Raw genomic sequence first — 23766 nt, forward strand, 5'->3', positions numbered from 1 at the left:
TATGAGACCATATATAAGGAAATTGTTAGCGGCCGCCGTCCTGGTGATGGCGGAGTTGGGGACATTTGCGCAGCAGGCAGAGGTGGTCTATCCGCATCCCATGCGATATGGCATGGCGGGAGGAATGATGCAGACAAAGGCTGTTATCGTCTACAGGGGAGAGAAGGACGGGCTTTCGGCGGAGCTGTATGGGAAGCCGCTGTCCTTTACCGCCGACGGGGATTCGTTGCGCGTGCGGCTGCCCCTCACCGGCGACAAAGGCCGGATGGTATTCCGGCGGGGAGGGAGGATCACCCTTGTGCAGGAGTTCGAGCCATTTGTTCCTTCCGACTGGAACTATTTTGCCAACGGCACCATCGACATCATCTCGTCTTCCCACCAGGACATCGCGTGGATGAATACGCCCGACTCCTGCCGTATGGAACGGATAGAGAAGATCATCGTACCTGCCATGCATATCATGGAGCGGGACAGCGCATTCCGTTTTGGCATGGAGCAGACCCTGAATCTCATGGAGCTTATAAAGCAGGACCCTTCGTATGAGGAGGAGGCAGTACGTGCTTATGAGCATGGGCAGTTCGGCTGGGGAGCCACCTTCAATCAGCCCTATGAGGGATTGGAATCCAGCGAGCAGCTGGTCCGGCAGCTGTACCTGGGACGCAAGTGGATGAAAGATTATTTTAATGGGCGCATCGACGCCCATACGGCCTTCAACGTGGATGTGCCGGGCAGGACGCCGCAGCTTCCGCAGATCCTGGCCCGCAGCGGGGTCAGGCATCTTTTCATCAGCCGCTTCAAAGAAGGCTTTTTCAACTGGTACAGTCCCGACGGCTCGAAGATATTCACATACAGTCCAGGCAACTATGGCTGGGCCGTCATGTTCTATAAGTATTTTGATGTGGACGCGCCCACCGCGATGCACAAGCTGCATGAGGTATTAAAGAACTGGAATGACTATTATGCATCCCGGCACATACCTCCGCACTATGCCGTCGTCATCAGCAACGACGCGTCGGGGCCTGTGTACTATGACCGCGTGCTGAAAGAATGGAACCACCTGGCCGGCCAGCTCGCGCTGCCCATTCCCCGTCTGCGGTATACCACCGCCGACCAGTTCCTGGATGAGGTGGATGTCCCCGAGGCGCATATCGACTCCATTTCGGGCGAGAGGCCCGATCTGTGGCTGTATATTCACGGGCCCGCGCATTATGAGGCCATCGAGGCCAAACGGGCCGCTGCCATCCATCTGCCGGCATCCGAGATGTTCAATACCATCGACGGCCTGCTCGGCGGCAATTTTACGAACTATCCAAAGGCCGCATTCGACAGCGCCTGGTATAAGTCCATCTATCCCGATCACGGCTGGGGCGGCAAGCATGGGGATATCACCGACAGCATTTATCGTAGGAGCCTGGAGGACGGCGACAGCATCGCCCTGGCCACCTTGTATCCGGCGCTGCGCCGGATCGCATCCAGGGTCGGCGCCCGGCGGCGCGACCCCGTGGTCGTATTCAACGACCTGTCATGGCAGCGGGATGCAGTGGTCTTATTGCCGGCGAAGGGCGATCCCAACGCATGTTCCGTGCGCGATGCGGAAGGAAGGCTTATCCCGTCACAGCCCGTGACCACACCCGAAGGAAGCCGACTTGCCATCCTGGCGGAAGGCGTGCCTGCCATCGGATACACTACGTACTATATCTCGAAGGAGAGGAAGGCTGCTGAAGCTTCGCCCACGGAGGCGGCCGTCAACGGATATGAAAATGATTTCTACAGGATCTCGTTCGGCGATGGCGGGATCAAAAGTCTTTTCGATAAGGAACTGGGGCAGGAACTCCTGAATACCACGCGATTTGCGGGCGGAGACGTCCTCGACATGGGCTATGATGGGCTGGATGCCGGGGAATTCACAGAGATAACGCCAACCAATATGCGGGATTATGACAAGCTCAGCAACCATCGTTCCCAATGGTCCAGGGTCAGCGACGGTCCCGTGTTCACCACCTTCGGGTGCAAGGGTGTGCTCGGAAGGGACGTCCTTATTCAGCGTATCACCGTGTACAAGCACAAAAAGAAGATAGACTTTGAATACGAGCTGCCCGACTGGCACGGGATCAGAAGCCGGCAGCTGAGCTTTGCCCTGCCGCTGAATACCCTCCGCGCTGCCATCCGTTACGATGTGCCGATGGGGATGGCGTCCGTGCATGGCACCGAGCTGAGCATGCGACCCGGAGGATGGGCTTGGGATGGCACCTACCGGCAAAAGCCGGAGGATATCCACCCAAGGGAATCGCAGAATTTTGTAACGGCCGCCACGGACAGGTTTGGGATTACCCTGGCCTCCAGGATGGCCGTATTCGACTGGATCGATCCGACGAGGGATGCCGTCAGCTACCCCGTCCTGCAGGCCGTGATGATGACGACGCAAAAGAGCTGTCATGGCGAGGGGCCCTGGTATGAACAACGGGGGAAGCATATTTTCCGCCTGTCCATCAGTACTCATTCTCCGGACTGGAAAAAAGCATTTTTCTTCGGCATGGGCAGCAATCATGAGCTGTACGCCGTCACGGCGCCCACATCCGGGGTGGCGACCCTTCCTGTGCGGATGAGCTTTTTTGGATCTTCCGCTCCCGGTACGCTTATCACGGCCATCAAAAAGGCCGACAAGGGTGATGGCACGATACTGCGGATCGTAAATATGGACAAGGCGCCGCAGGTGAACGAGCTGCATCTGTTCAGGGAGATCACGGGGTTGAGGCGGGTGAACCTCATCGAAGAAGAGGAGCAGGTGCTGAGCCCTCGTGGCAGTGGGATCAATGAAACCATCGGGGGCGGAAGGATCGAAACTTATTCCATCGACCTTAAAAAATGATGATGACCAAAGGCAAACGATATTTAACGGGTATTTGCGCCACCGCCGGGATGGGAGGTTTTCTTTTTGGCTTTGATACGGCCGTCATTTCGGGCGCGGTGAATTTTTTGCGGGTTCAGTTCCGGCTGAGTCCCGCGTTGGAAGGTTGGATCATGAGCTCGGCGCTCGTTGGATGCGTTGCCGGCGCCGCCGTTGCCGGCTTGCTTTCGGACAGGTACGGCCGAAGAAAAGTGCTGTTCGCATCGGCGTTGCTTTTTATCATGAGCGCGCTCGGCTGTATGGTGGCGGGTACGCCTGCCGTGCTGGTGGTGGCGCGTATCGTCGGAGGCGTCGGGGTGGGTTTTGCCGCCATGGTGGCGCCGATGTTCATCGCCGAGCTGGCGCCCGCCAAATTGCGGGGGCGACTGGTGTCTATCTATCAGCTGGCTATTACGCTCGGCATTCTTTGTTCCTATTTATCCAACGCCCTGTTGCTGCAATATGCAGCTGCGCATATCGGTGCGGCCAGCGGTCCCGTTCATTATTTCCTGGTAGCTGAAGTGTGGCGGGGCATGCTGGGGTCGAATGTCCTGCCTGCGCTGCTTTTCTTCCTGCTGCTGTTCCTGGTCCCGGAGAGTCCCCGATGGCTGGTGCAGCAAGGTCGGGAGAGGGTTGCTTATGAAGTGTTGCGTCGTATCAATGGAGAAGTACAGGCCGCCGGCGAGCTCCAGGAGATAACGATGGCCCTGTCGGAGGAAAGGGAGGGCAACTTCCGGCAGCTGTTGGCGCCGGGATTAAGGACTGCGCTCGTCATCGGGCTGGCGCTGCCCTTTCTAAGCCAGCTCACCGGCATCACCACCGTCATGTATTATGCGCCCGCCATTTTCGAGAAGGCTGGTTTCCAGTCCGGATCGGCCATGGGCAGCGCCTCGGTCATCGGCTTCTTCAACATGATCTTCACCTTCGTTGCTATATGGAAGATCGATGCCTGGGGGAGAAAGCCGATGCTTATCTGGGGCTTTGCCGGACTGAGCGTGGCGCTGCTGACTATCGGATTGTTGTTCTATGGTGGCGGCGATCAGCATTTCCTGCTGGGGGCTTTTATTTTTTATATAGCTGTATTCGCGGCTACTATCGGTCCGGGGGTATGGGTTATCATTGCGGAGATCTATCCCACGCGGGTAAGGGGCCGGGCTATGTCCATCGCCACTTTGTCGCTGTTCCTGGGTTCGACCTTTGTCACGCAGACCTATCCGCTGTTGCGGGAATCGCTGGGTATCGGGGTTGCATTCGTGCTATACGGATTGGCGATGGCCCCCGCCATCGCATTTGTCGGGAAGCTGGTGCCCGAGACAAAGGGCCGGACGCTGGAGGACATCGAACGTCACTGGACGGTGGAAGAAAAAAACAAAAATTTAAACTAACAGACAACGATGTTAAAAGGTATCAGTTGGGATCATCCGAGGGGCTATCAGCCATTACGCGCTGCGGCCGACATCTGGCGCAAGCCGTCGGGTATCGACCTGCAATGGGATGTGCGGACATTGCAGGAGTTTGGAGATATGCCTGTGGAGAAGCTCGTCGATCTTTATGACCTTATCATTGTCGATCATCCATATATGGGAGAAGCCGCGTCGAAAGGGCTGCTGCTGCCCCTGGATGAATACCTGCCGGAAGAGTTCCTGGCCGTGCAGGCGGGGGAAAGTGTTGGGCCGTCGTATGAAAGCTATCGCTGGAACGGACATCAGTATGCATTGCCCGTGGATGCCGCCGCCCAGGTGGCCGTATATCGGATGGACCTTGCCGATGCCTTTGGCTGGCAGCCGCCTGTATCTACGGACGAACTGCGGACGGCAGCGGCGAAGCTGCCCGGTAAGTATTATATGGCCGTGCCCTTGTGCCCTACCGACATTTGGTGCGTCTTCCTCACCCTGTGCGCCCAATACAACAACGGTGAGTTCTTTTCGCCCTCGGGTCTGGATGTGGAGGCCGGCTGTTATGCCCTGGATCAGCTTGGGGAGTGGTCCGGGTTCCTGCATCGGGATTCATTTCATATGAACCCCATACAAATGATGGACCGCATGGTGTCGGAGGACGAGATCGTATACTGTCCTTTCAGCTTTGGGTATACCAACTATGCACGGAGGGATCTTTCCGGCAGGAAGCTTGTATTTATGGATGCACCGCGACGTCGCGCCGATGGTGTGTCTACGCTGCTGGGCGGCGCCGGCATTGCGGTCTCGAGCCGCAGCACCCGGCAGGAGGCTTCCATGGATTTTATACGATATGTGCTGGACCCAGTCGTCCAGCGGACCGTGTACTACCGCAACGGTGGCCAGCCCGGGCATTTGTCGGCGTGGAAAGATCCGGTGTGCAATTGGGATTGCGGCGGTTTTTTTTCCCGCACCTTATATACCCTGGAGCATGCTTATCGCCGGAAGGGCGTTCCCGGATTCAACAGATTCCAGGAACAAGGCGCCGATCTTGTGCATCGCTGGGTGCGGGACAGGGCGGCGACGTCTTCATGCATGCGGCAATTAAACAACCTTTATCAAACTATATGTTATGAGGCAGTATGAGACCATCGTCTGCGACGTGCAGGACGGGGTGGCCCAGCTGGGCTTCAACAGACCCGATATGCTGAATGCGATGAACCGTCTTATGATGGACGAGATCATCGATGCGCTGGAGTTTATAACGGGCGACAAGCAGGTATCCGTGGCAGTCATCACAGGCAGTGGAAGAGCGTTCATGGCCGGCGCGGATATAAAGGAATACAGCCGGCAGACGCCGGACGAGTTCAGGAGTTTCCAGGGCAAGGGGCGACGGCTTTATGCGTTGATCGAAGGCGCGGAAATACCTTTTATCGCGGCGGTGAATGGTTTTGCATTGGGGGGCGGCTTCGAGATCGCACTGGCCTGTGACTTCATCGTGGCGGCCGCTTCGGCAAAAATGGGTCTGCCGGAAGTGCATCTTGGGCTGATACCCGGTGGAGGAGGCGCGCAGCGACTGCTGCTAAGAATAGGCTTGGGCAGGGCGAAGGAGATGCTGCTGCTGGGACAGGCTTATGAGGCGGCGAAAATGCTGGAATGGGGTGTCGTGCATGCCGTGGCCGAAGATGGATCGCTGGAGGAAATGACAAATGCGCTGGCGGAGAAGCTGAAGCGGAGGCCCCGGCAGGCGGTGAAGGCTATCAAGGGGATGCTGACGCCATCCGCCATCGAGGCTGCATTCGAGTCCAGGCTGGACCGGGAAGGTGCAGCTGTGGCGGCATTATTCCATACCGCCGAGGCCAGGAAGCTTATACAGGAATTCGTGGAAAAAAATAAATGACGATGGATACAAGGAGGAAGGCGATGGTGGATGCTATCATCCGGGACCACCGGCTGGCGGGACTGTTGTTCTGGCGGCCTGACGAGCTGGTGATGATGCTCGGGTATATGCCTTTGTGGGGTATCTCCGTACTGTTGTACACGGCGGATGGGGAGCCCGTGCTTTTCGTGCCCGAACTGGAGCCTGAAGACATACTGCCTGCGGGCGTTACGGTCAAAAGATTTCCTTGGGGTGTCCTCGATGGCAACGATCCCTGGGAAGTGTTGTACAAAAGTATCAGGGAAGTGCTGACCGGCAAAGATCTCATAGGCGGGTCTATATCCTTTATAAGGCATATGGGGAGCAGCGCTCCCTGCAGGATGTCCGGGGAGCAGCCGCCGCTGCCGTCGCACCTTGTAGAGAGGTTCGACCGGGTGAGTGAAGGTGGTTTCAAAGATGCCGGGGCGGACCTGCTCGCGTTGTATGCGTGCAAGACAGCCTCCGACATTGCCGGCCTCTTGCGGACGCACAGGGTGGCTGCCCGTGCGGTGGAGCTGTTCTACCAGGAGGTGGAGAAAAGGCATACGGAAGCTGGACTGGCTGCCCTTATCGGATCTGCCGTACAGGAGGCGGTGGGACGGGAAGGGATCGGATTTGCAATGGCATGGCCCCTGGTGCAGTCCGGGAGCAATGCGGCTGACGCGGGAAGGTTCAACCGGAGCACCGGCAAGGTCATCGGGATGGGTGAGCTGGTCGTGCTGGAGATGGGCGTATGCGTAGACGGCTATTGGGCGGACATCACCCGTACTGCCGTCGTAGGGGAGCCTTCGGAATTGCAACAGCGGATGTTTGATGCCGTTAGTCTTTCGCAGCAGGCGGCGTTCGACCTGTTACGTCCCGGCGTTGCCATGCGGGAAGTGGACCGTGCTGCACGATCCTGTATCGTCGACGCAGGTTTTGGAGACCTGTTCAACCATGCGCTGGGGCACCAGACCGGATTCAGGTACCATGATCCCGGTGCGGTGCTTTCGCCTTATTCCACCGGCGTGCTGGAGCCCGGTATGGTGCTGACCATCGAGCCCGGCGTATATGGGACCTCGCTTGCCGGCGGCCTGCGTATAGAAGACAATGTATTGATCACCGGGGATGGACACCGGCTGTTGTCCGACAGTCCCCGTCAATTGAAAGGAGGAAATCATGTCAACTGACAATCTGCATCAAGGGGCGTTGAAGGGAGTGCGCGTTGCCGACTTCACGCAGCTGGTGCAAGGACCATGGGCCACGCAGATGCTGGGAGATATGGGGGCCGATATCATAAAGATCGAACCGCCGGGCGGAGATTGGATGCGGCATTATGCTTACGGCAATCTTTATCCCGGGGGAGAGAGCATTTCCTTTTTGGGGTTCAACCGGAACAAACGAAGCATTGCGCTGGACCTGAAGACGGGCCAAGGCCTGCAGGCCGCAAAAGATATCATATCCCGAAGCGATATCGTCATAGAAAATTTCAGACCTGGCGTTATGGACAGGCTCGGCATCGGGTATGAGGCATTAAAAGCCGGGCACCCCGGGCTGATCTATTGTGCGAGCTCCGGCTATGGCAAGGACGGTCCTTACAAGACCCGTCCAGGACAGGACCTGCTGGCACAATCGCTGGCGGGTGGAGCTTATCTCAATGGGAGGGACGGAGATCCGCCGGTGGTGACTGCCGTAGGGCAGGCCGACCTGCTGACCAGTCTTTTTATCGTGCAGTCCGTGCTGGCGGCATTGTACCACCGGCAGCACACCGGCGCCGGGCAACGGATAGATGCATGCCTGCTGAACTCGATCATCGCTTTCCATACCCAGGAGATCACCGCCTATCTGGAAAAAGGTGAAAATCCGCCGCGGAGCGCCAGCGGCATTCCCAATCCATGGCTGGGCGCGCCGTACGGGCTGTACCCGACGAAGGACAGCTATATCGCCATCGGCATGAATTCCGTGCGTAAGCTGGCTGCCGTCATGGGATTGGACGCCTTTGACAGCAAGGAGTTCGAAAGTAATAATATCATCGACGGCCGGGATGCCATCTACGAAGTGTTTGCTGACGTATTCCGGACGCGGACCACGGATGCGTGGCTTGCCGTGCTGCTGCCCCATGATATCTGGTGTTCCCAGGTCAACAGCTTCCGGGAGATGGCCGTCGATCCCCAGGTGCGGCACAATGGAATGATAGCGGAATATGATCATCCCACCGCCGGCCGGGTAGCTACGACAGGGATCCCTGTCAGTTTCAGCGAAACCCCCGCCGTCATCAGCAGGGCCGCGCCGCTGCTGGGACAGCACACCGGGGAGATCTTGCGGGAAGTCTGCGGATATAGCGCGGAAGCCGTGGAGGCATTCATTAAAATCGGGAAATCATGAACAACAACATCGAGCTGAAGGATAAGGTCGTGCTTGTCACCGGCAGCAGCCGGGGTATCGGGGCGGCGATCGTGCGGGCCATGGCAGCCTGCGGGGCGCAAGTGCTGATCAACCATCACCGGGACGAGGACAATGCCATGGCATTGGCAGCCGCCGTCCGGCGGGATCATGGCGTGAAAGCCGTTGTGCATGAGGCGGATATTTCCCGGCCGCCGGAAGTGGTGGAGATGTTCCGCGCGGCAGATATGCAGCTTGGGGGCATCGATGTGCTCGTCAACAATGCCGGGTGCGAGACGGTCGACCATGCTGTGGACCTCGATCTGGCGGAATGGGATATGGTTTTTGATGTCAACCTGAGAGGGGCGTTTGTGTGTGCGCAGGAGGCGGGCAAGCGGATGATCGCCAGGAGCCAAGGAGTTATCATCAATATCTCTTCCATACACGATAAGGTGCCGCGCAAAGGGCTGATACATTATTGTTCCGCGAAGGCAGGCTTGAATATGATGACGAAATGCCTTGCGCTGGAGCTGGCGCCGCATCATATCCGGGTGGTATCCGTCTCACCAGGGGCCATCGAGACGGAAATGAACAGAGGGGAAATTGAAGCCTTCGGCCGCGGGAAGTTCAATGAGTGGATCCCGGCAGGACGCATAGGAACGGTGGATGATGTTGCCTGGACCTGCGCCTTCCTGGCAAGTGATAAGGCCTCTTATATAACAGCTACGGAGATTTACATCGACGGGGGGTATAAAGAAAGTACCATTCCGTACGATCCGCGTAAAAAGAAAATATGAAATGCCCGATACTATAGAGATATACGAACATAAAGGAGAGGGATATGCGCCATTCCTGATCAGGGATGGCTGGCAGGTGGCTCAATTGAACCATACGGCTGCGCAGGGCATGGATGGAATCCGTAAGTTGGATATGCACCGGCTGACTGATGAAGCGTTCATCCTATTGCGCGGCCGGGCCGTATTGATCGGGGCTACCATCGACGCCGGCGGGAAGCCGGCATTCAGATGCGTGAGGATGGAGCATGGTCTCACTTATAATATTCCCGTGAATACGTGGCATAATATCGCCATGGATAAGGACGCATCCGTGATCATCATGGAGCGTGACGGCACGCATTTGGGAGATTTTGTATTCCTGGAGCTGACCGCGGACCAGCAGTGTGCGTTGAAGGCAATGATTTCAGAAATTTTAAAATAGCATGACCAATGATAACAGGAAGCGATCTAAGTTATTCTCAGACCTGGAAAGACGATGAAGCCTTGTTCGAATTGTACAGAAATGAACTGTATACACCCGTGGTAGGGGACATTTTAGATGAGATGGGGTGTTACCATCAATTTCTTCCCCAGCCTATACAGCCCGCTGAGATGCATCATAAAGTCGTCGGCAGGGCCATGCCTGCCCTTATGATCGATGTATACGGGCCGCAGGAAAATCCATTTGGCAAATTAACAGAGGCTCTGGATCAACTGCAGAAGGGCGAGGTTTATATTGCCAGCGGCGGAGATATGCGTTGTGCATATTGGGGAGAGATCCTGACCGCGACGGCCAGGATGCGCGGGGCCACGGGCGCCGTGATCAATGGTTTTTACAGGGATACGACAAGAGTGCTGGAACAGAAATGGCCCGTTTTCAGCCGGGGCCGGTATGCGCAGGATTCATGCGTACGTACGCAGGTCGTGGATTATCGTTGCCGTATCGAGGTCGGAGGGGTTACCATTCTGCCGGGCGACCTCGTCTTTGGAGATATGGATGGCGTGCTGATCATTCCGCGCCAGCACGAAGCGATCGTCACCCTGCGGGCATTGGAAAAGGCGAGGGGAGAAAAGCTGGTCCGCAAGGAGATAGAGAATGGCATGTCCAGCACGGCGGCTTTTAAGAAATACGGAATACTTTAATAGTTCAAAAACCAAGGATATGAAGTTGGGATTAGGTCTTTACCGGCACATGTTGAACAGGCGCCATTATGATTTTGCCAGACAGTGCGGCTGTACCCATGTCGTGGTCCACCTGGTGGATTATTTCAACAAGGGCGGTCAGGAAAATAAGAACAACCAGCCCATCGGAGGCGATGGAGGATGGGGTATTGCGGGCGACCCGAATAAGCTGTGGACGGTGGAAGAGCTGCTGGCCTTGAAGAAAGAGATCAATGAGGCGGGTCTTGTATTGGAGGCTATAGAGAATTTCGACCCTGCACATTGGCATGACATCCTGCTGGGCGGTGCGGGGCGAGCGAAACAAATGGAGGGACTCAAAGAAACGATACGCAATGTGGGGGCGGCCGGCATTCCCATCATGGGATATAATTTTAGCCTGGCCGGCGTGTGTAGCAGGATCACCGGCAATTTTGCCCGGGGCAATGCCCTTTCGGTAGGAATGGACGGTGTCGATGACAGGCCGGTGCCCAACGGGATGGTATGGAATATGATCTATGACACCGGAGCGCCGCCGGGACATCTCCCCGAAATCCCGCACGAGGAACTTTGGAGACGGCTTGAGTACTTCCTGCATGAGCTCGTACCCGTAGCGGAGGAAGCCGGTGTAAGACTGGCCGCCCATCCCGACGACCCGCCGATGCCGGTGGTGCGACGTACTCCCAGGCTAGTATATCAGCCGGGATTGTACCGGAAATTGCTTGATATCTATCCCAGCAGATCCAATGCGCTGGAGTTCTGCCTGGGGTCCATCGCGGAAATGACGGAAGGAGATGTATACGAGGCCACACGCACTTATGCTGGAGAAATTGCCTACGTACACTTCCGGAATGTGAAAGGTAAAGTGCCACACTACCGGGAGGTTTTTGTAGACGAAGGCGACATCGATATGATACGTGTCTTGAAAATACTACGGGACTCGGGATTCAAAGGGGTGCTTATCCCCGACCATACGCCGCAGATGAGCTGCGATGATCCCTGGTATGCGGGCATGGCTTATGCGTTGGGGTATATGAACGCATGTTTGAAAATGCTGGACGCTATTTGAGTACTGTAATTGGTGAGCCGTAACCCAGGCAGCGGGGCGGGTTTACTCGCCAGAGCGGACAAATGAAAAAGCTGCCTCATTTATTATGAGACAGCTTTTCTCTTAGTTTAATTTTTCAGTGTTTCACAACTTTTGTCGTTTTGCTTTGAGCGCCTTGCCTGATATTGATATAATAAATACCAGGTTTCAGATCCTGACCAAGCTGGTAATATGCGCCGGCATTTATTCTTGTAGCATAAATTATGCTGCCGGCATTATTAACAATGATAAGCTGCGCTGGCGCTTTCGAGGAAGAAGTCATTTTTATATTAAACATGCCATTGGAAGGATTGGGATATATTTCCGTTGTAAAATCCAGATTACTGTGCGTGTTTAATTTGTTGGTGACTGCTGTCTTCATGTTTGGATTTGCAATCAAACTTTGCAGGGTGTCCCCGGGCGCCGGCGTCCGCACTTCGATAGCCGCAATTGAGCCGCTGTAAGGATCATACAATCCTTTTTTAGGATAGAAAAGTACCATTATCAAACCCGTGCTGTCTGCTTTTGCCCTGATGGTCTTTATAACAGCAGTATTCAACTTGTTGCCTGCGGCCTGATATATATTGAAATTGATCAGACTGTCGATAGCATTGGTGGCTCTTATGCTAAATATCCTGTTGTTTTTTTGTGCATCCTGTGCTTCAACGAAGTGCATCCGGATAGCATAAAATGTATTGGGGGTGAGCCCGCGCAGGTAATAACGCATCTGGCTGATATTGTCCTTGAATACGCGTATATATTCGTACACCTGCGGAGGAGCCGGATCAATAACGTGAGACACGTCTACAGGTGAACTCACTCTTTGTATCCAGGTATAGCCTGCATGCCAAAGTTTATCGGTACCGGTGGGTCCTTCAGGAACATATTGGGCAAAGGTGGTATTGGCATACGGACCAGGAGGCGTGTTGGTGGTACCGGCGTTTATGCCATAAACTGCCGATCGATTTGTCTTTAAAACTTCTATACAATAATCATCCACCCATACCGTACCGGGTCCCACCTTAGCCACCCAATAAGTAAGCCCTGCCGCACTATCCGGCACATTGATGGTATCTCTTATCTGGGCCCAGTTGTCCCGGTAGGCAACCACATTGTCTACCTGTTTTTGGTAGGAAGCATTACCGGTGGCCGCACCCAGGCTATCTACAAATGCAACACCGTATCCTGCCCACCAGGGATACCCAGTGGCGTCTTTCTCTACTTTGACCCATTGGGTAAATACGATGACGCTGCCGCCTCTTACCGGTATCGAATCTTTGATGTTCAAAGAGGTATTTGCCGTAGTGTAACCCAATGTGGCGGCTTTGTCGCCGGAGTGGCCTTTCCCGCTAACGGTGTACACGGCGCCTACTGTAGGAATGCCTACTTTATAAGCTATCCAGTTGATCAGGCCGCTTTCAAAACCATCATTGGGTATTCCTCCGCATGAATCAAACGGCACCACGGTCACCGGCAAGGTATCTGAAACGCCTGAGCCGTCCTGGGTATTGACGGTGATGGTTAGGGCGCCATGTTTAATAGCAGTGACAAGGCCTGTACTGTCAACCCTGGCTAATGTTGTATCAGAACTGCTCCAGGTTGTTTTCCTAATGGAAGTATTAGCGGGCAGGAAGGTAACCTGTACCCGCAGTGTATCCCTCTCCCCGATGATGGCCGCAGATGGTTGCAGCGTAAGACCGGTGGCCAGTACATTGGCTACATGAATATTGGCCTGTGCAGCAATAGCCGTATTGTCTGCCGAGGTGGCTGTTATTATTACATCGCCTTGTTTGATACCGCTGATAGTGCCGTTGTTGCTTACTTTGGCCACGGTTGTATCTGAGGATGTCCATATCAGCGCCTTATTGCTGGCTTTTGCCGGGTTGATGATGGCATGCAGCTGGAAAGTTGACCCCACAAATACACTGGCGGCAGTGCTATCCAGCGTTAAGGAAGTTACAGGAACGTAGATAACTGTATAGGTTTTGGCAGCTGTAAAACTGCTTTCCACGGATGTAGCGGTGATCGTAACCGTGCCCGCAGCTTTTCCTGTTACCACCCCGTTGAGGTCTACGGTAGCAACGGCGTCATTGGAGGACCTGTAAACCAGGTTCCGATTGGTGGCATTTGCCGGCGTAGTGGTCAGTTTCAGTGTGTCTTTATAGCTTACATAGAGATTGCTGCTATCCGAATTGATGCTGATCCCCTGGAGCGGGATGATACTCGCTTCAAGAGCGGCTACGGAGGCCATGTACGGATCGTTGGTGGCAGCCTTAGGAATGAAGTATACCGTGATTAAGCCTGCGTTGTCTGCTTTTGCTTCAAGGGTGCGTGTAATTACTGTGTTTAGCTTATTTCCTGCAGCCTGGTAAACGTTAAAGTTGACGAGGCTGTCGCCGCCGGTTTTCACAGTAAACACCCGGTTGCCTTTGTCTACATCGCTGGGCTCAACGAAGTGCAGGCGCAGCGCATAGTTGGCATTGGGGATCAGGTTGCGGAAATAATAACGCAGCTGGGCTGAACTATTTTTTGAGATGCGCATATACTCATATACCTGGCGGGGAGCAGGCGCTGTCACCTGGCTCAGGTCCATCGTTGCCGTGTTATGGCCGCTCCAGGTATATCCAGCATGCCATAGTTTATCGGTACCGGCGGGCCCTTCGGGTATATATTGACCGATCGCCATATTTTGATACGGCGTTGCCGGGCTGCCCGTGGTAGCCGTTGTACCTGCGTTAATAGCTGTCACGATGGTGTTCACGATCAGCTGCACGGTTTTAGTCGTGCCCCCATCTGCCGCGGAAATGGTGAGGGTGGTAGTGCCCAGCTTTAAACCAGTAACCACGCCATTGGCATCCACCTTTGCAATAGTGCTATCCGCCACTGACCAGCTCAGGGTCTTATTAGTGGTATTTGAAGGCACGATGGTTGCCGCAATCTGCTTAGGCGTATTCATGGTACCATATAAGACACTGTCTATCGTAATACCAGTGGATATAGTGGGCGGAATGACGACGATCTGTCTTGTGCCCGTTTTTCCTCCATCGACCGATGTAACGGTGATAGTGACAGTACCTGCGTTTATGCCGCTGACCTTCCCAAAGGGGTCCACTTTAGCTATTGCCGTATCCGAGGAACTCCAGGTGACAGATGGATTGGTGGGGTAGGTAGGGGTAAGCTTTACGCTTAGCTTAACGGAGAATCCTTTTACAAGGGTGTCTGACGCGGGATTGACTATTTCTACCGATTGAACTGGACCGGCTACCGGGGAGCCGAAAAAGATGCCATTTCCGCTGGCGGAAATAAACATTCTTCCCTTGTTGTCGGCAGTAATATTCGGCGCTACACCAGGCAGCCGGTCCAGGATGGTCGTCCAGGTACGACCGGTGTCATCTGAGCGGAAGGCGCCGTAGGAAATGCCATTGATGGGAAGGACCTGGCTGGTGGCGTACAAAGCCAGGTGCGCACTGGCGGTGGTATCGGACATAGCGGCCGCTATCCATTTGGGCTTGAAATTTTCACCGCCCACCTTACTGAACGTTTTACCAGTGTCCGAGGTATGGTAAAGGGCGCTGTATTGTGGGTTAGCGTCATCGTAAAATGCGATCCATACATCCCCTGTTCGCCCTGGTGTTGCTTCAACGTTGGAAGTGGTGGCATACGAAGAGCCGTTGGGATTGCTGCCTGCGTTTGCAGTAAGACCAGCGGCGGTTGTCTTCTGGAATGATTTTCCTCCATCGGTGCTTACATAAAACGAGCCCCTGTCCCAGATGTAGAAATAATCGCTGTTTACTTTATCCGCTACAAGATGATTTTCCCCAGGATAAAGGTTCCACTGCGGGCCTGCGGGTAAGATACCCGAAGAAACACCGGTGGATTTTGTCCAGGTGGCGCCCAGGTCTTCCGACCAGTAAACGTTGCCGGGATTATTACCATCCATTTGGGTGAGCCAGAGGATGTTCCTGCGATTGGCTGATACGGCTACACGCCCGCGTACACCGGGCGACTTAGGGAAAAGCGTATACGTATCGCCGCCATCGGTGGAGTAACCTGAGCGCGATGCGCTGAGACTGGTATTCGCGGGGCCATCGCTGCCAACGCGAACTACAAAATCAGGATCGGTATACTGGAAAGCCACCCCCTGCATTTCAAACGCATCGAAGATGTTGCTATGCAGAGCGGTGTAGGAAACTGATCCCTGGTACAAGGGCTCCGTAAGGGAACGGTGGCTGGCGCCGCCAATATCTGCCGTAACCGTGAGCAGGAGGTTTTTGCCGCTGGGAGGAGCCACCATGGGGCCTATTACCACAACTTCTTCCAGGCCCACGACACGGATCTTCCAATTGGCAACAGGATCAAAGATATTGTCAGTAGACAGTACGTCCAGCATATCATTGATCCAAACCCTGTTGGGGTAAAAAGGATCCCAGGTAAGACCACAAGCATTATGGGCCGGATCATTATAGGGTAAGCCATCATTTGCCGAGTGCGGCGCTTCGGAATTATCGCGGGTGATCTTTGCAGATATGTAGCTGTTCGGGGCGCCGCCCTGCCTTGAAATATAATAAGGATCTTTTTGCCAGGTGCCGCGGGTGGTTACAACGATGTCATTTGAATTAGCTGGGTTCACCGCCACTTTAGCGAAGCTTCTTGGGTCTTTGGACGGATCAGGATCTAAAACGACAGGAGAGATGTCCTGCCAGCTGCCGGCCTGATATTTGAACACACCCTTTTTAACATTGTTTGCATTGGCGGACACATACAGGGTCCCATCTGCGTGAATCGTGGCCCGGGTGGGAGACAGGGGACTGTTGCTCATCAGCGTGAAAGAAGCGCCGCCATCTTCTGACGACCATACGCCTGTAGACCGGCCGATGTAAATCCGTTTGGTGACATTCTGACCGTTTACAGCAACGGTGCCGGCGCTTTTGTCGAAAAGAATAAAAGCACAGGAGCCTGGCGTAGTGATGGCGCTTACCTGCGACCAGCTGGTGCCGGCATTGTCCGTTTTCCAGGCGCCATCCTGGTCTGTAACAACCCATACATTATTATTGTTGGAGGGATCCACTTGTATCCTTTCCCCGTAAGCCTGGGTGCTGTTGGGATGTACAACGATGGGAACATGCAGGTCGGTCCAGGAATCCCCCCTGTCAGTACTCTTCAGGATAGTACCTGTTGCGCTTGAACCTTTGCCAGGACTGGGACCGGCGCTGTTCTCCACGGTAGCGTACAGAATGTTGCCGGTACTATCATTGGGATCCACCGCGAGGCTGCCGCAACGCTGGTTAACTTCCCAGTTCCAGTAGTTGACCGGTATCTTTTGAAATAGCATTAAATGTTCCCACTTCTGCAGGTTCTTATTCCATCTGTAGGGGGTGCCTACATCGGTGGTGATGAAATAAAGGTCGGGGACTTTAGGGTGCGCCATGAAAGAGGGCAGCTGCCCAGACCCGCCTATCCGAACCTGGTTCCAGGTATACGTTTGCGCTTGTACGCCCTGCAAAGCGGTGAGATATAAAATTGTTAGCAGGAAGATGTAGTAGCGTTTTTTCATGTTCATATGGAAGTATTAAGGATGGTTTTAGAAAATGGTTTATGTTATTAATTCCAGCCATTTTGAATGTCTTTAGCGACATTGGGATTATAATTTTTCTCTATATCGGGAATAGGGAACAGTAAGTGCTTATCCTGGAAAGGTTGTGTGCCGACTCCTGGTTCCGCAGCTTTTTCCGTATTGATCGTTTGTTTGATGATGCCCCATCTCAGCAGATCGAAATACCGGCATTGTTCTCCGCATAATTCCAGCTGGCGTTCGCGCATCAATATTTTCATGGCATTGTCTTTATCGCCCAGCGTGGTATACAAAAAGGCATGAGAGCGGGAGCGTACGCTGTCGATCAACGCCAGTGGGGCATTGCCTGTATTGCCTTGCTGAATATAGGTCTCGGCCAGCATCAGCATCACGTCAGCCAGGCGGATCACCTGCCCGTTGATGGGGCTTTTGGGGTCGCCATATTTTTCCACAAGATTGTAATATTCATATTTCTTCCAGCGATAGTCGCCTTGTGGATCGGTGGCATCAAAAGGAAACGCTTTTGCACCTGTAGCGCATTGCTGGCAGTACATGGTATCTCCTCCGGAAGCTGCAGTGCCATAGAAAGTGGATCTGGCGCGGGGATCGGTATAGGGTTGACCGGTGGTGGGATTGGGATAAGTGAATGCGCTCACAGCGGAATTACTGATATATACGTTCTTCCAATCGTTGAAGCCATATTCCATAGCGCGACCTGTATGGGTTTGTTTACCTACCTGTTCTGCGCCATTACCGAACATATAGTAAGGCGAACCAATACCCCAGTCGGTCCATTGCTGGTCCATGATCTGGAAGATGTTTTCCGGCGTATTCTGATTGGTAGTGCTGAAAACATTATCAAATGAGGGATCGAGTTTGTAGGTGTATGGCGCAACCATCAGCTTTTCGAAGGCGGTTTGCGCCAGTTCCCATTTTTTCTGGTACAAATATGCCTTTCCGAGCAGGGCTATTACGGCGCCTTTGGTTACCCTGCCTAATTCTGCGGCGGAATATACGGTGGGCAGCTCCGTGGTTGCTTCCGCTTCCGTCAGGTCTTTTTCAACCTGCTTCCATACATCAGCGGCGGGACTGCGGGATAAATAGTTGTTTTGAAGCGTGGTTTGGTAGTCTATATACAGTGGTACATCTCCCCATAAGGTTACTAAATGAAAATACGCATATGCCCGAAGGAATTTCACTTCTGCGAGGTATTGATTCAGTTTGGCGCGATCTGTGGTAGCTGTGGGGTTCCAGGCTGCTGCCCTGTCTATCACCAGGTTGGTCCGGAAGATCATCCGGTAGAGGGAACTCCATAAGGCACTTTGATCTGCGTTGTTGGTTCCAAAACTGTAATCGCCCAATTCCTGTTCCGGCCCCTGCAAAAAGCTGGCACGCTTGGCTTCATCCCCCATCAGGTCGAAAATAAAATAATACTCCCTGGCCCACAACCCGGGATGCAACAGTGTAGCGTAACTCGCAATGGTAGCCTGGTTCAGCGCTCCGATGTTAGTGAAATAGGTATCGTATGCGTAGGCGCTCTGGTCCACCAGGTCGAGGCGCGACTTTTTACATCCGGTGGAGACGGCGATGAGCCCAGCTATGAGCAGAAATTGATGTATATACTTCTTCATAAAATCACGTTTAAGAATTAAAACCCTAATTGAATACCTGCCAGGAAAGTTCTTGGCTGTGGCACTTGTCCCTGGTCAATACCGCGTGCAAACAGATAGTCACCCGCTACTTCGGGATCATACCCGGTATAATGCGTGAGGGTCATTAAGTTTTGCGCAGCTATGTAAATCCGGAGCGATTTGATGGCGCCCTTGGTGGCACTGTTTAACATCGACACCGGTGAGCTGTATCCAATGGTAATATTCCGTAGACGCAGGTAGCTGCCATCCTCCAGCCACCAGTCGGATGGGCGGAGGTTCCCATTGCCCGTGACATTCTGGCCTATCCGGGGCAAAGCCGCTATATCGCCGGGTTTACGCCACCTGTCCAGAATATCGGTGCTGGCATTATGCCCGGTGGACATGAAGCTGGTGTTTAACTTTAAGCCATTCAGGAGTTTCGATCCGCTGATACCTGACAATACCAGGGTCATATCGAAGTTTTTATACGTGATACCTGCATTGATGCCGTAAATATATTTGGGGATGGCATTGCCTAATATTTCCTGGTCTTTTGCGGTAACCACGCCGTCGCCGTCGATGTCTTTATAAATAAAATCGCCCGGTAATAAACCATCCTGGTACTTCGCATCGGGTTTGCCTGTTTTCTTAGCTGCTTCCTGGTTGAGGGCAGTTATTTCGTCAGCATCCCTGGCCACATGATCCAGCCTGTAGCCATAGAAGGAGCCGATGGCATTGCCTGCAGCCGTGTAAGTGGTGGCGGGTACGGGTGTAAAAGCGCCAGCCTGGATAGGCGCAGAAAACTGATAGCCTAAGGATAACACCTTGTTATGGTTAACGGATCCGTTGACGCTTACATTGAAGCTGAGGTTATTGCTGATCTTATCCTTATACCCGACGGTCAATTCAAAGCCTCTATTCCTGGCGTTGGCTGCATTGACGGTCTTACGAGGCTGTGTACCCGTAGGACTCACGCCGATACTGGCGGGTAGTAAGGTGGTTACCAGCAAACCGGTGCTTTTACGATCGTACCAATCGGCTTCGACGGTGAGGCGGTGATTTAAGAAGGCCAGGTCGATGCCTATATCGGTTTGATTGGTTTGTTCCCATTTTAGATCCGGGTTGCTCAAGGTAGTCAACGTGGTACCGGATACAAATGTTTCCGTACTGCCCAGGGAGTATACCAGGGCGCCACCGGGTGTACCCTGGTATGTTTTTGCGGTATTCAGGAAGTTGGGAATATTGTTGTTGCCCGTCTGTCCCCAACTGGCACTCAGCTTGCCATCCGAAAGGAGCGGGAAGCCATCTTTCATAAATGCTTCTTCTGAAAAGCGCCAGGATAAACCTGCTGCGGCAAAATTGCCGTAACGGTTGTTAGGGCCAAAGTTGGAAGCGCCATCCCTGCGATAACTGGTGGTCAGTATATACTTATTGTCATAAGTATAGTTAGCCCGGCCGTAATAGGAGATCACAGAAGGACGTGCATAGTTGGAATAGGAATTGGTAACAGATTGGGAAGAAGCTACCCCCACATTGGGGATATTATCGTTGGGTTGACCGGTACCCCTGATGGAAGAGCCGTTGGTGATGCCCGGATCAATATAGCTTTGCCCGGCGATCAAAGAGAGCTGATGTTTGCCAAGTGTTTTTTCGTACGACAGGTAGTTTTCCAGCATGTAGTATGAGTTTTCCGTAAAACTCAGCATCGACTGGCGGGCCTGGTTCAGGAAATTGGACGACTGGAACTGTTGCTGATAGCTATTACTCCGGCTGGAGTTCACTTCTGCTGCAAACTGTGAATGGAATTTTAATCCATCGATGATACGTACTTCGCCTGATAGTTGCGGGAAGAAAGCCAGTGATTTGGTAGTTTGGCTTTTCATGGAAATCTCCTGGATCGGATTAACAGCATTACTGAAGTCGTCGATGTTGGATAGGATAGAATATCCGCCCTGGATAGATGGGTCCAGGATGGGTTTATAGGGGGCGTATTGTATGGCATTGATGATATTGGCATAGTAACCTTTGCTTACGTATTGCCTGACGATGATGTTTTGGGTAAGCCGGAACCGGCCCAGCGTTTCTTCGAGGCCTACGCGTGCCTGGAATCTCTTGTTGGTAGCATCGGTTAAGATCGCCTGTTGATTGATATAAGTGGCGGATATACTATAGTTTACTTTTTCACCACCGCCGCTGATGTTCAGGTCATTTTCGGATACCAGGGCGTTACGGAAAATGGTATGCTGCCAGTCGGTGCTGTCCTGTAAAACCGCCGTTGTGTTGAATTTTGCCGGCAGCACGGTATTCTTGGTAGCGGCGAGATCTTTCAGCGCGTCCACATATTGCGTTGCATTGAGCAGGTGCAGCTGTTTCCAGGCCCTGGCGATGCCCCACTGAGAGGTAAAGCTGACGCGGGGAGGACCGGTCTTTCCTTTTTTGGTGGTGATGATCACCACGCCATTGGCGGCTGCGGAGCCATAGATAGCGGTGGAAGAGGCATCTTTCAGGATGGTGATACTTTCTATATCCTGAAGATTGAGCGTATTAAAAAGGTTTTTGCTGCCCTGGATGCCATCCACTACATACAGGGGATTGACATCGGTGAAGCTACCGGTACCTCTGATGATAATCTGGGCATCTGCGCCGGCGCTGCCGCTGCTTTGCAGCACCTGTACGCCGGCGGCCTTACCGATGAGTAGTTGCGAGGGATTGGTGGCATTTACCCCGCCGGCTTCTTTCGCCGTCACTACGTTAAAGGCACCTACCATATCTTTCTTTCTGGCAATACCATAACCGATGACAACGACGTCGTTCAGGACCTCTGCTGTTTTGACGAGGCGTACGGAAAAAGTGAGTGTGGCGCCTGATCTCAGGGAAACATCGTTCAGCCGCTGGGTCTCAAAACCCGTGTAAGAAACGCTGAAGGAGTATTTTCCTTCAGGTGGTAATCCGGAGAAACGGAATACGCCATTGCTGTCAGTTGCCACGCCGGCGGTATACTTTGTCTTTTCATTGAGCGCCACCACGGAGGCATTGGGAAGAAGGTCCCCTTGATCTGTGCGCACGATGCCCGTGACCTGCATACGACCCTGTCCCTGGGTGGTCATTGAAACGCCTGATATCAACAGGACTAAAAGCAAAAACAGACGCCATTTTGGCCGATGTAACATCTTCATAACTGGAACGTTTTTTTAAGTGCAGGGCATAGTAAACCCTGGGGCGCTAAAGGCGCCCACATTTGGAATAGAACTATATGGGTGAATTATTTTCTCTTAATTATAAATCCGCTATCATTCCGGATCAGCTTCAGATTATTGGGAAGCGTTAGATCAGTCAGGATCTTCTCCAGCGAGTCTGTTTTTTCAAATTTTCCATCGAAATAAATATCTATCACATCTGCAGGGTAATAATAGATAGCTTTCCCATAGTAATTACTCAGCTGATCCAGTACCTGCGACATTGGTTGATTGCTGAATTTGTACCAATCTGGTTTCGTATAATCCGTACCGTTGTTGCCGGCTCTTACTAATATTTCCGTGCCCCTGGTATTGAAGTCAAAAACATAGGATTTTCCTGTTTTTCGGTAGTAGTTGAGTTCTTTACCAGGCGTAAGTACTACATCGTTGATGACTTTCTTTTTATTGACAGATCCTTGCACCATCACTTTCCCGCTGTTCAGTCTTACGCTGATCATATCTTGCCCGGGGATGGCTTTCACATGAAAAAAGGTGCCCAGTACGGTCGTATATAGTTCGTCGCTATACACTATGAAGGGATGTAATTTATCGGAGACTACGGTAAAATCAGCTTCTCCTGTCAGATAAATGTTCCTGTTTTCCCTGAATTGTTTGTTATACACTACGGAGGCTGCCGGCAGCAGCCGTACTACAGAACCATCCGGCAATACGATAGCCATGGCTTTATTGCTGCTGTTGGTGGTCAGTTGCTGTTGTCCGGAAGGAATTGTTGCAGTCATTCCCGGATTTGCAGCCGTTGTTTCCTGATGGCCGCGGTGGAGTAGTAACATGGTCCCTCCAACCAATACGCCGGCTGTTACTGCAGCGATAGCCAGTCGTTTAACCCATTTATTCCGGTGATCAGCCGATATCGTTTGTTCATGAATATTTTTCAGCCACTGTTGGGAGACGGTTTCCGGGAAATGGCCGTCTTCCTGTAATTGCAGGAATTCCTCTTCCGACAGGTATTTCTCCAGCATTTCAGGATGCTCCTGCAGGAAATTGGCTACCCTGCGGGCTTCTTCCGGGGTGCATTGATCGCTGAAGAACCGTCGAATTAATTCATCATTTATCATATTATATACGGCTGACAGATGAGTAATACGTTTCTACCGCGCGAACTACGTAGTCTGGTCCAAAAATATTTTAAAACCGGATAAGCCAGGCCAGGAGGGAGACCATGAGCCCGAGATAGTGTTTTATCTGTTTCATAGCCTGGAAAATATGTGTTTCCACCGTTCTGGACGATAAGGAAAGTTCGTGTGCGATCTGCTGGTAGCTCATGCCTTTAAAACGACTCATTTCGAATACCTTACGACGCACCGGGGGCATTTCCTTCAAAGCATTCGCCAGCTTCGCCTGTAGTTCTTTTTCCGCCAGCTTCCCCCAGAAGTCATCTACCGGCAGGGCATACTTGTCTATTATATGGATTACCTTTTCCTTGTAAACAGACTCCTTGCGGAGAAAATCGATCAGGGTGGTGCGGGCAATGCGGAACAGCTGTAGCTGTATATCGAGGTCATCAGTGAGACTTTCCCGGTAGTTCCAGCATTTGATGAATGTGAGCTGCGTCACCTCTTCTGCAATGAAGGATGACCTGGTTCTTTGGAGAATAAAATAGTAGACCCTTTTGTGCCAGGAATAGTAGACTTCATTGAACACCAAAAGGTTACCCTGTCTCAAAGCAGCAATCGTATTCAAAACGTGGCAATTTACCACAGCAATTTAAAGAAATAAATGTGGAAA

At 52.9% G+C, this 23766-nt stretch carries 15 protein-coding genes; 10 read left to right on the forward strand and 5 right to left on the reverse strand.

The window, feature by feature from the left end:
* The first annotated feature begins 1 nt into the window (after nt 1).
* Genes Q4E93_RS16500 through Q4E93_RS16545 form a run of 10 tightly spaced genes read left to right on the forward strand, consistent with a single transcriptional unit; the run spans nt 2 to nt 11563 of the window.
* Complete coding sequence (locus tag Q4E93_RS16500) at nt 2–2869, forward strand: glycoside hydrolase family 38 N-terminal domain-containing protein (protein ID WP_303587027.1); 2868 nt, start codon at nt 2–4, stop codon at nt 2867–2869.
* On the forward strand, nt 2866–4272 hold the full coding sequence (locus Q4E93_RS16505) for a sugar porter family MFS transporter (RefSeq protein WP_303587029.1): 1407 nt from the start codon (nt 2866–2868) through the stop codon (nt 4270–4272). Before Q4E93_RS16500 ends, Q4E93_RS16505 begins: the two co-directional genes overlap by 4 nt.
* Before the next feature lie 9 nt (nt 4273–4281).
* On the forward strand, nt 4282–5427 hold the full coding sequence (locus Q4E93_RS16510; protein ID WP_303587030.1) for an ABC transporter substrate-binding protein: 1146 nt from the start codon (nt 4282–4284) through the stop codon (nt 5425–5427).
* A complete protein-coding gene (locus tag Q4E93_RS16515; protein WP_303587032.1) occupies nt 5414–6181 on the forward strand; it encodes an enoyl-CoA hydratase/isomerase family protein in 768 nt (255 codons plus the stop codon). The genes Q4E93_RS16510 and Q4E93_RS16515 overlap by 14 nt, the downstream gene beginning before the upstream one ends.
* A 2-nt stretch (nt 6182–6183) precedes the next feature.
* On the forward strand, nt 6184–7368 hold the full coding sequence (locus Q4E93_RS16520) for a M24 family metallopeptidase (protein ID WP_303587034.1): 1185 nt from the start codon (nt 6184–6186) through the stop codon (nt 7366–7368).
* Nucleotides 7358–8563 carry a CaiB/BaiF CoA transferase family protein gene (locus tag Q4E93_RS16525; protein WP_303587037.1) on the forward strand — a complete coding sequence of 402 codons (1206 nt, stop codon included), beginning with the start codon at nt 7358–7360 and terminating at the stop codon, nt 8561–8563. Before Q4E93_RS16520 ends, Q4E93_RS16525 begins: the two co-directional genes overlap by 11 nt.
* On the forward strand, nt 8560–9357 hold the full coding sequence (locus Q4E93_RS16530) for an SDR family NAD(P)-dependent oxidoreductase (protein ID WP_303587038.1): 798 nt from the start codon (nt 8560–8562) through the stop codon (nt 9355–9357). Before Q4E93_RS16525 ends, Q4E93_RS16530 begins: the two co-directional genes overlap by 4 nt.
* Before the next feature lies 1 nt (nt 9358).
* Entirely contained in the window at nt 9359–9778 is a 420-nt protein-coding gene (locus Q4E93_RS16535) for a hypothetical protein (RefSeq protein WP_303587040.1), read from the forward strand.
* An 8-nt stretch (nt 9779–9786) separates the two neighbouring features.
* Complete coding sequence (locus Q4E93_RS16540; protein WP_303587042.1) at nt 9787–10479, forward strand: RraA family protein; 693 nt, start codon at nt 9787–9789, stop codon at nt 10477–10479.
* Nucleotides 10480–10498: 19 nt separating this feature from the next.
* On the forward strand, nt 10499–11563 hold the full coding sequence (locus Q4E93_RS16545) for a mannonate dehydratase (RefSeq protein ID WP_303587044.1): 1065 nt from the start codon (nt 10499–10501) through the stop codon (nt 11561–11563).
* Between the two features lie 115 nt (nt 11564–11678).
* On the opposite strand, the gene Q4E93_RS16550 is transcribed toward Q4E93_RS16545, so the two are convergent.
* From Q4E93_RS16550 to Q4E93_RS16570, 5 genes are all read right to left on the reverse strand, one after another.
* Nucleotides 11679–17141 (reverse strand): Ig-like domain-containing protein, encoded by a 5463-nt coding sequence (locus Q4E93_RS16550; protein WP_303587046.1) that lies wholly within the window; start codon nt 17139–17141, stop codon nt 11679–11681.
* A 41-nt stretch (nt 17142–17182) separates the two neighbouring features.
* Nucleotides 17183–18784: a RagB/SusD family nutrient uptake outer membrane protein gene (locus Q4E93_RS16555; RefSeq protein WP_303587048.1), complete on the reverse strand. Its 1602-nt coding sequence runs from the start codon at nt 18782–18784 to the stop codon at nt 17183–17185.
* A 17-nt stretch (nt 18785–18801) separates the two neighbouring features.
* On the reverse strand, nt 18802–21960 hold the full coding sequence (locus Q4E93_RS16560) for a SusC/RagA family TonB-linked outer membrane protein (protein WP_303587050.1): 3159 nt from the start codon (nt 21958–21960) through the stop codon (nt 18802–18804).
* 86 nt (nt 21961–22046) lie between these two features.
* A complete protein-coding gene (locus tag Q4E93_RS16565) occupies nt 22047–23096 on the reverse strand; it encodes a FecR family protein (protein ID WP_303587054.1) in 1050 nt (349 codons plus the stop codon).
* A gap of 70 nt (nt 23097–23166) precedes the next feature.
* Nucleotides 23167–23721: a sigma-70 family RNA polymerase sigma factor gene (locus Q4E93_RS16570; protein WP_303587056.1), complete on the reverse strand. Its 555-nt coding sequence runs from the start codon at nt 23719–23721 to the stop codon at nt 23167–23169.
* Nucleotides 23722–23766 lie beyond the last annotated feature (45 nt).

The sequence above is a fragment of the Flavitalea plasmicola genome, from assembly GCF_030546645.1.
Taxonomy (GTDB): domain Bacteria; phylum Bacteroidota; class Bacteroidia; order Chitinophagales; family Chitinophagaceae; genus Puia.

Excerpts from the sequence above, each read along its gene's own strand:
- Q4E93_RS16500 (WP_303587027.1), top strand. The coding sequence starts at position 2 with ATGAGACCATATATAAGGAAATTGTTAGCGGCCGCCGTCCTGGTGATG.
- Q4E93_RS16505 (WP_303587029.1), top strand. The coding sequence starts at position 2,866 with ATGATGATGACCAAAGGCAAACGATATTTAACGGGTATTTGCGCCACC.
- Q4E93_RS16510 (WP_303587030.1), top strand. The coding sequence starts at position 4,282 with ATGTTAAAAGGTATCAGTTGGGATCATCCGAGGGGCTATCAGCCATTA.
- Q4E93_RS16515 (WP_303587032.1), top strand. The coding sequence starts at position 5,414 with ATGAGGCAGTATGAGACCATCGTCTGCGACGTGCAGGACGGGGTGGCC.
- Q4E93_RS16520 (WP_303587034.1), top strand. The coding sequence starts at position 6,184 with ATGGATACAAGGAGGAAGGCGATGGTGGATGCTATCATCCGGGACCAC.
- Q4E93_RS16525 (WP_303587037.1), top strand. The coding sequence starts at position 7,358 with ATGTCAACTGACAATCTGCATCAAGGGGCGTTGAAGGGAGTGCGCGTT.
- Q4E93_RS16530 (WP_303587038.1), top strand. The coding sequence starts at position 8,560 with ATGAACAACAACATCGAGCTGAAGGATAAGGTCGTGCTTGTCACCGGC.
- Q4E93_RS16535 (WP_303587040.1), top strand. The coding sequence starts at position 9,359 with ATGCCCGATACTATAGAGATATACGAACATAAAGGAGAGGGATATGCG.
- Q4E93_RS16540 (WP_303587042.1), top strand. The coding sequence starts at position 9,787 with ATGATAACAGGAAGCGATCTAAGTTATTCTCAGACCTGGAAAGACGAT.
- Q4E93_RS16545 (WP_303587044.1), top strand. The coding sequence starts at position 10,499 with ATGAAGTTGGGATTAGGTCTTTACCGGCACATGTTGAACAGGCGCCAT.
- Q4E93_RS16550 (WP_303587046.1), bottom strand. The coding sequence starts at position 17,141 with ATGAACATGAAAAAACGCTACTACATCTTCCTGCTAACAATTTTATAT.
- Q4E93_RS16555 (WP_303587048.1), bottom strand. The coding sequence starts at position 18,784 with ATGAAGAAGTATATACATCAATTTCTGCTCATAGCTGGGCTCATCGCC.
- Q4E93_RS16560 (WP_303587050.1), bottom strand. The coding sequence starts at position 21,960 with ATGAAGATGTTACATCGGCCAAAATGGCGTCTGTTTTTGCTTTTAGTC.
- Q4E93_RS16565 (WP_303587054.1), bottom strand. The coding sequence starts at position 23,096 with ATGATAAATGATGAATTAATTCGACGGTTCTTCAGCGATCAATGCACC.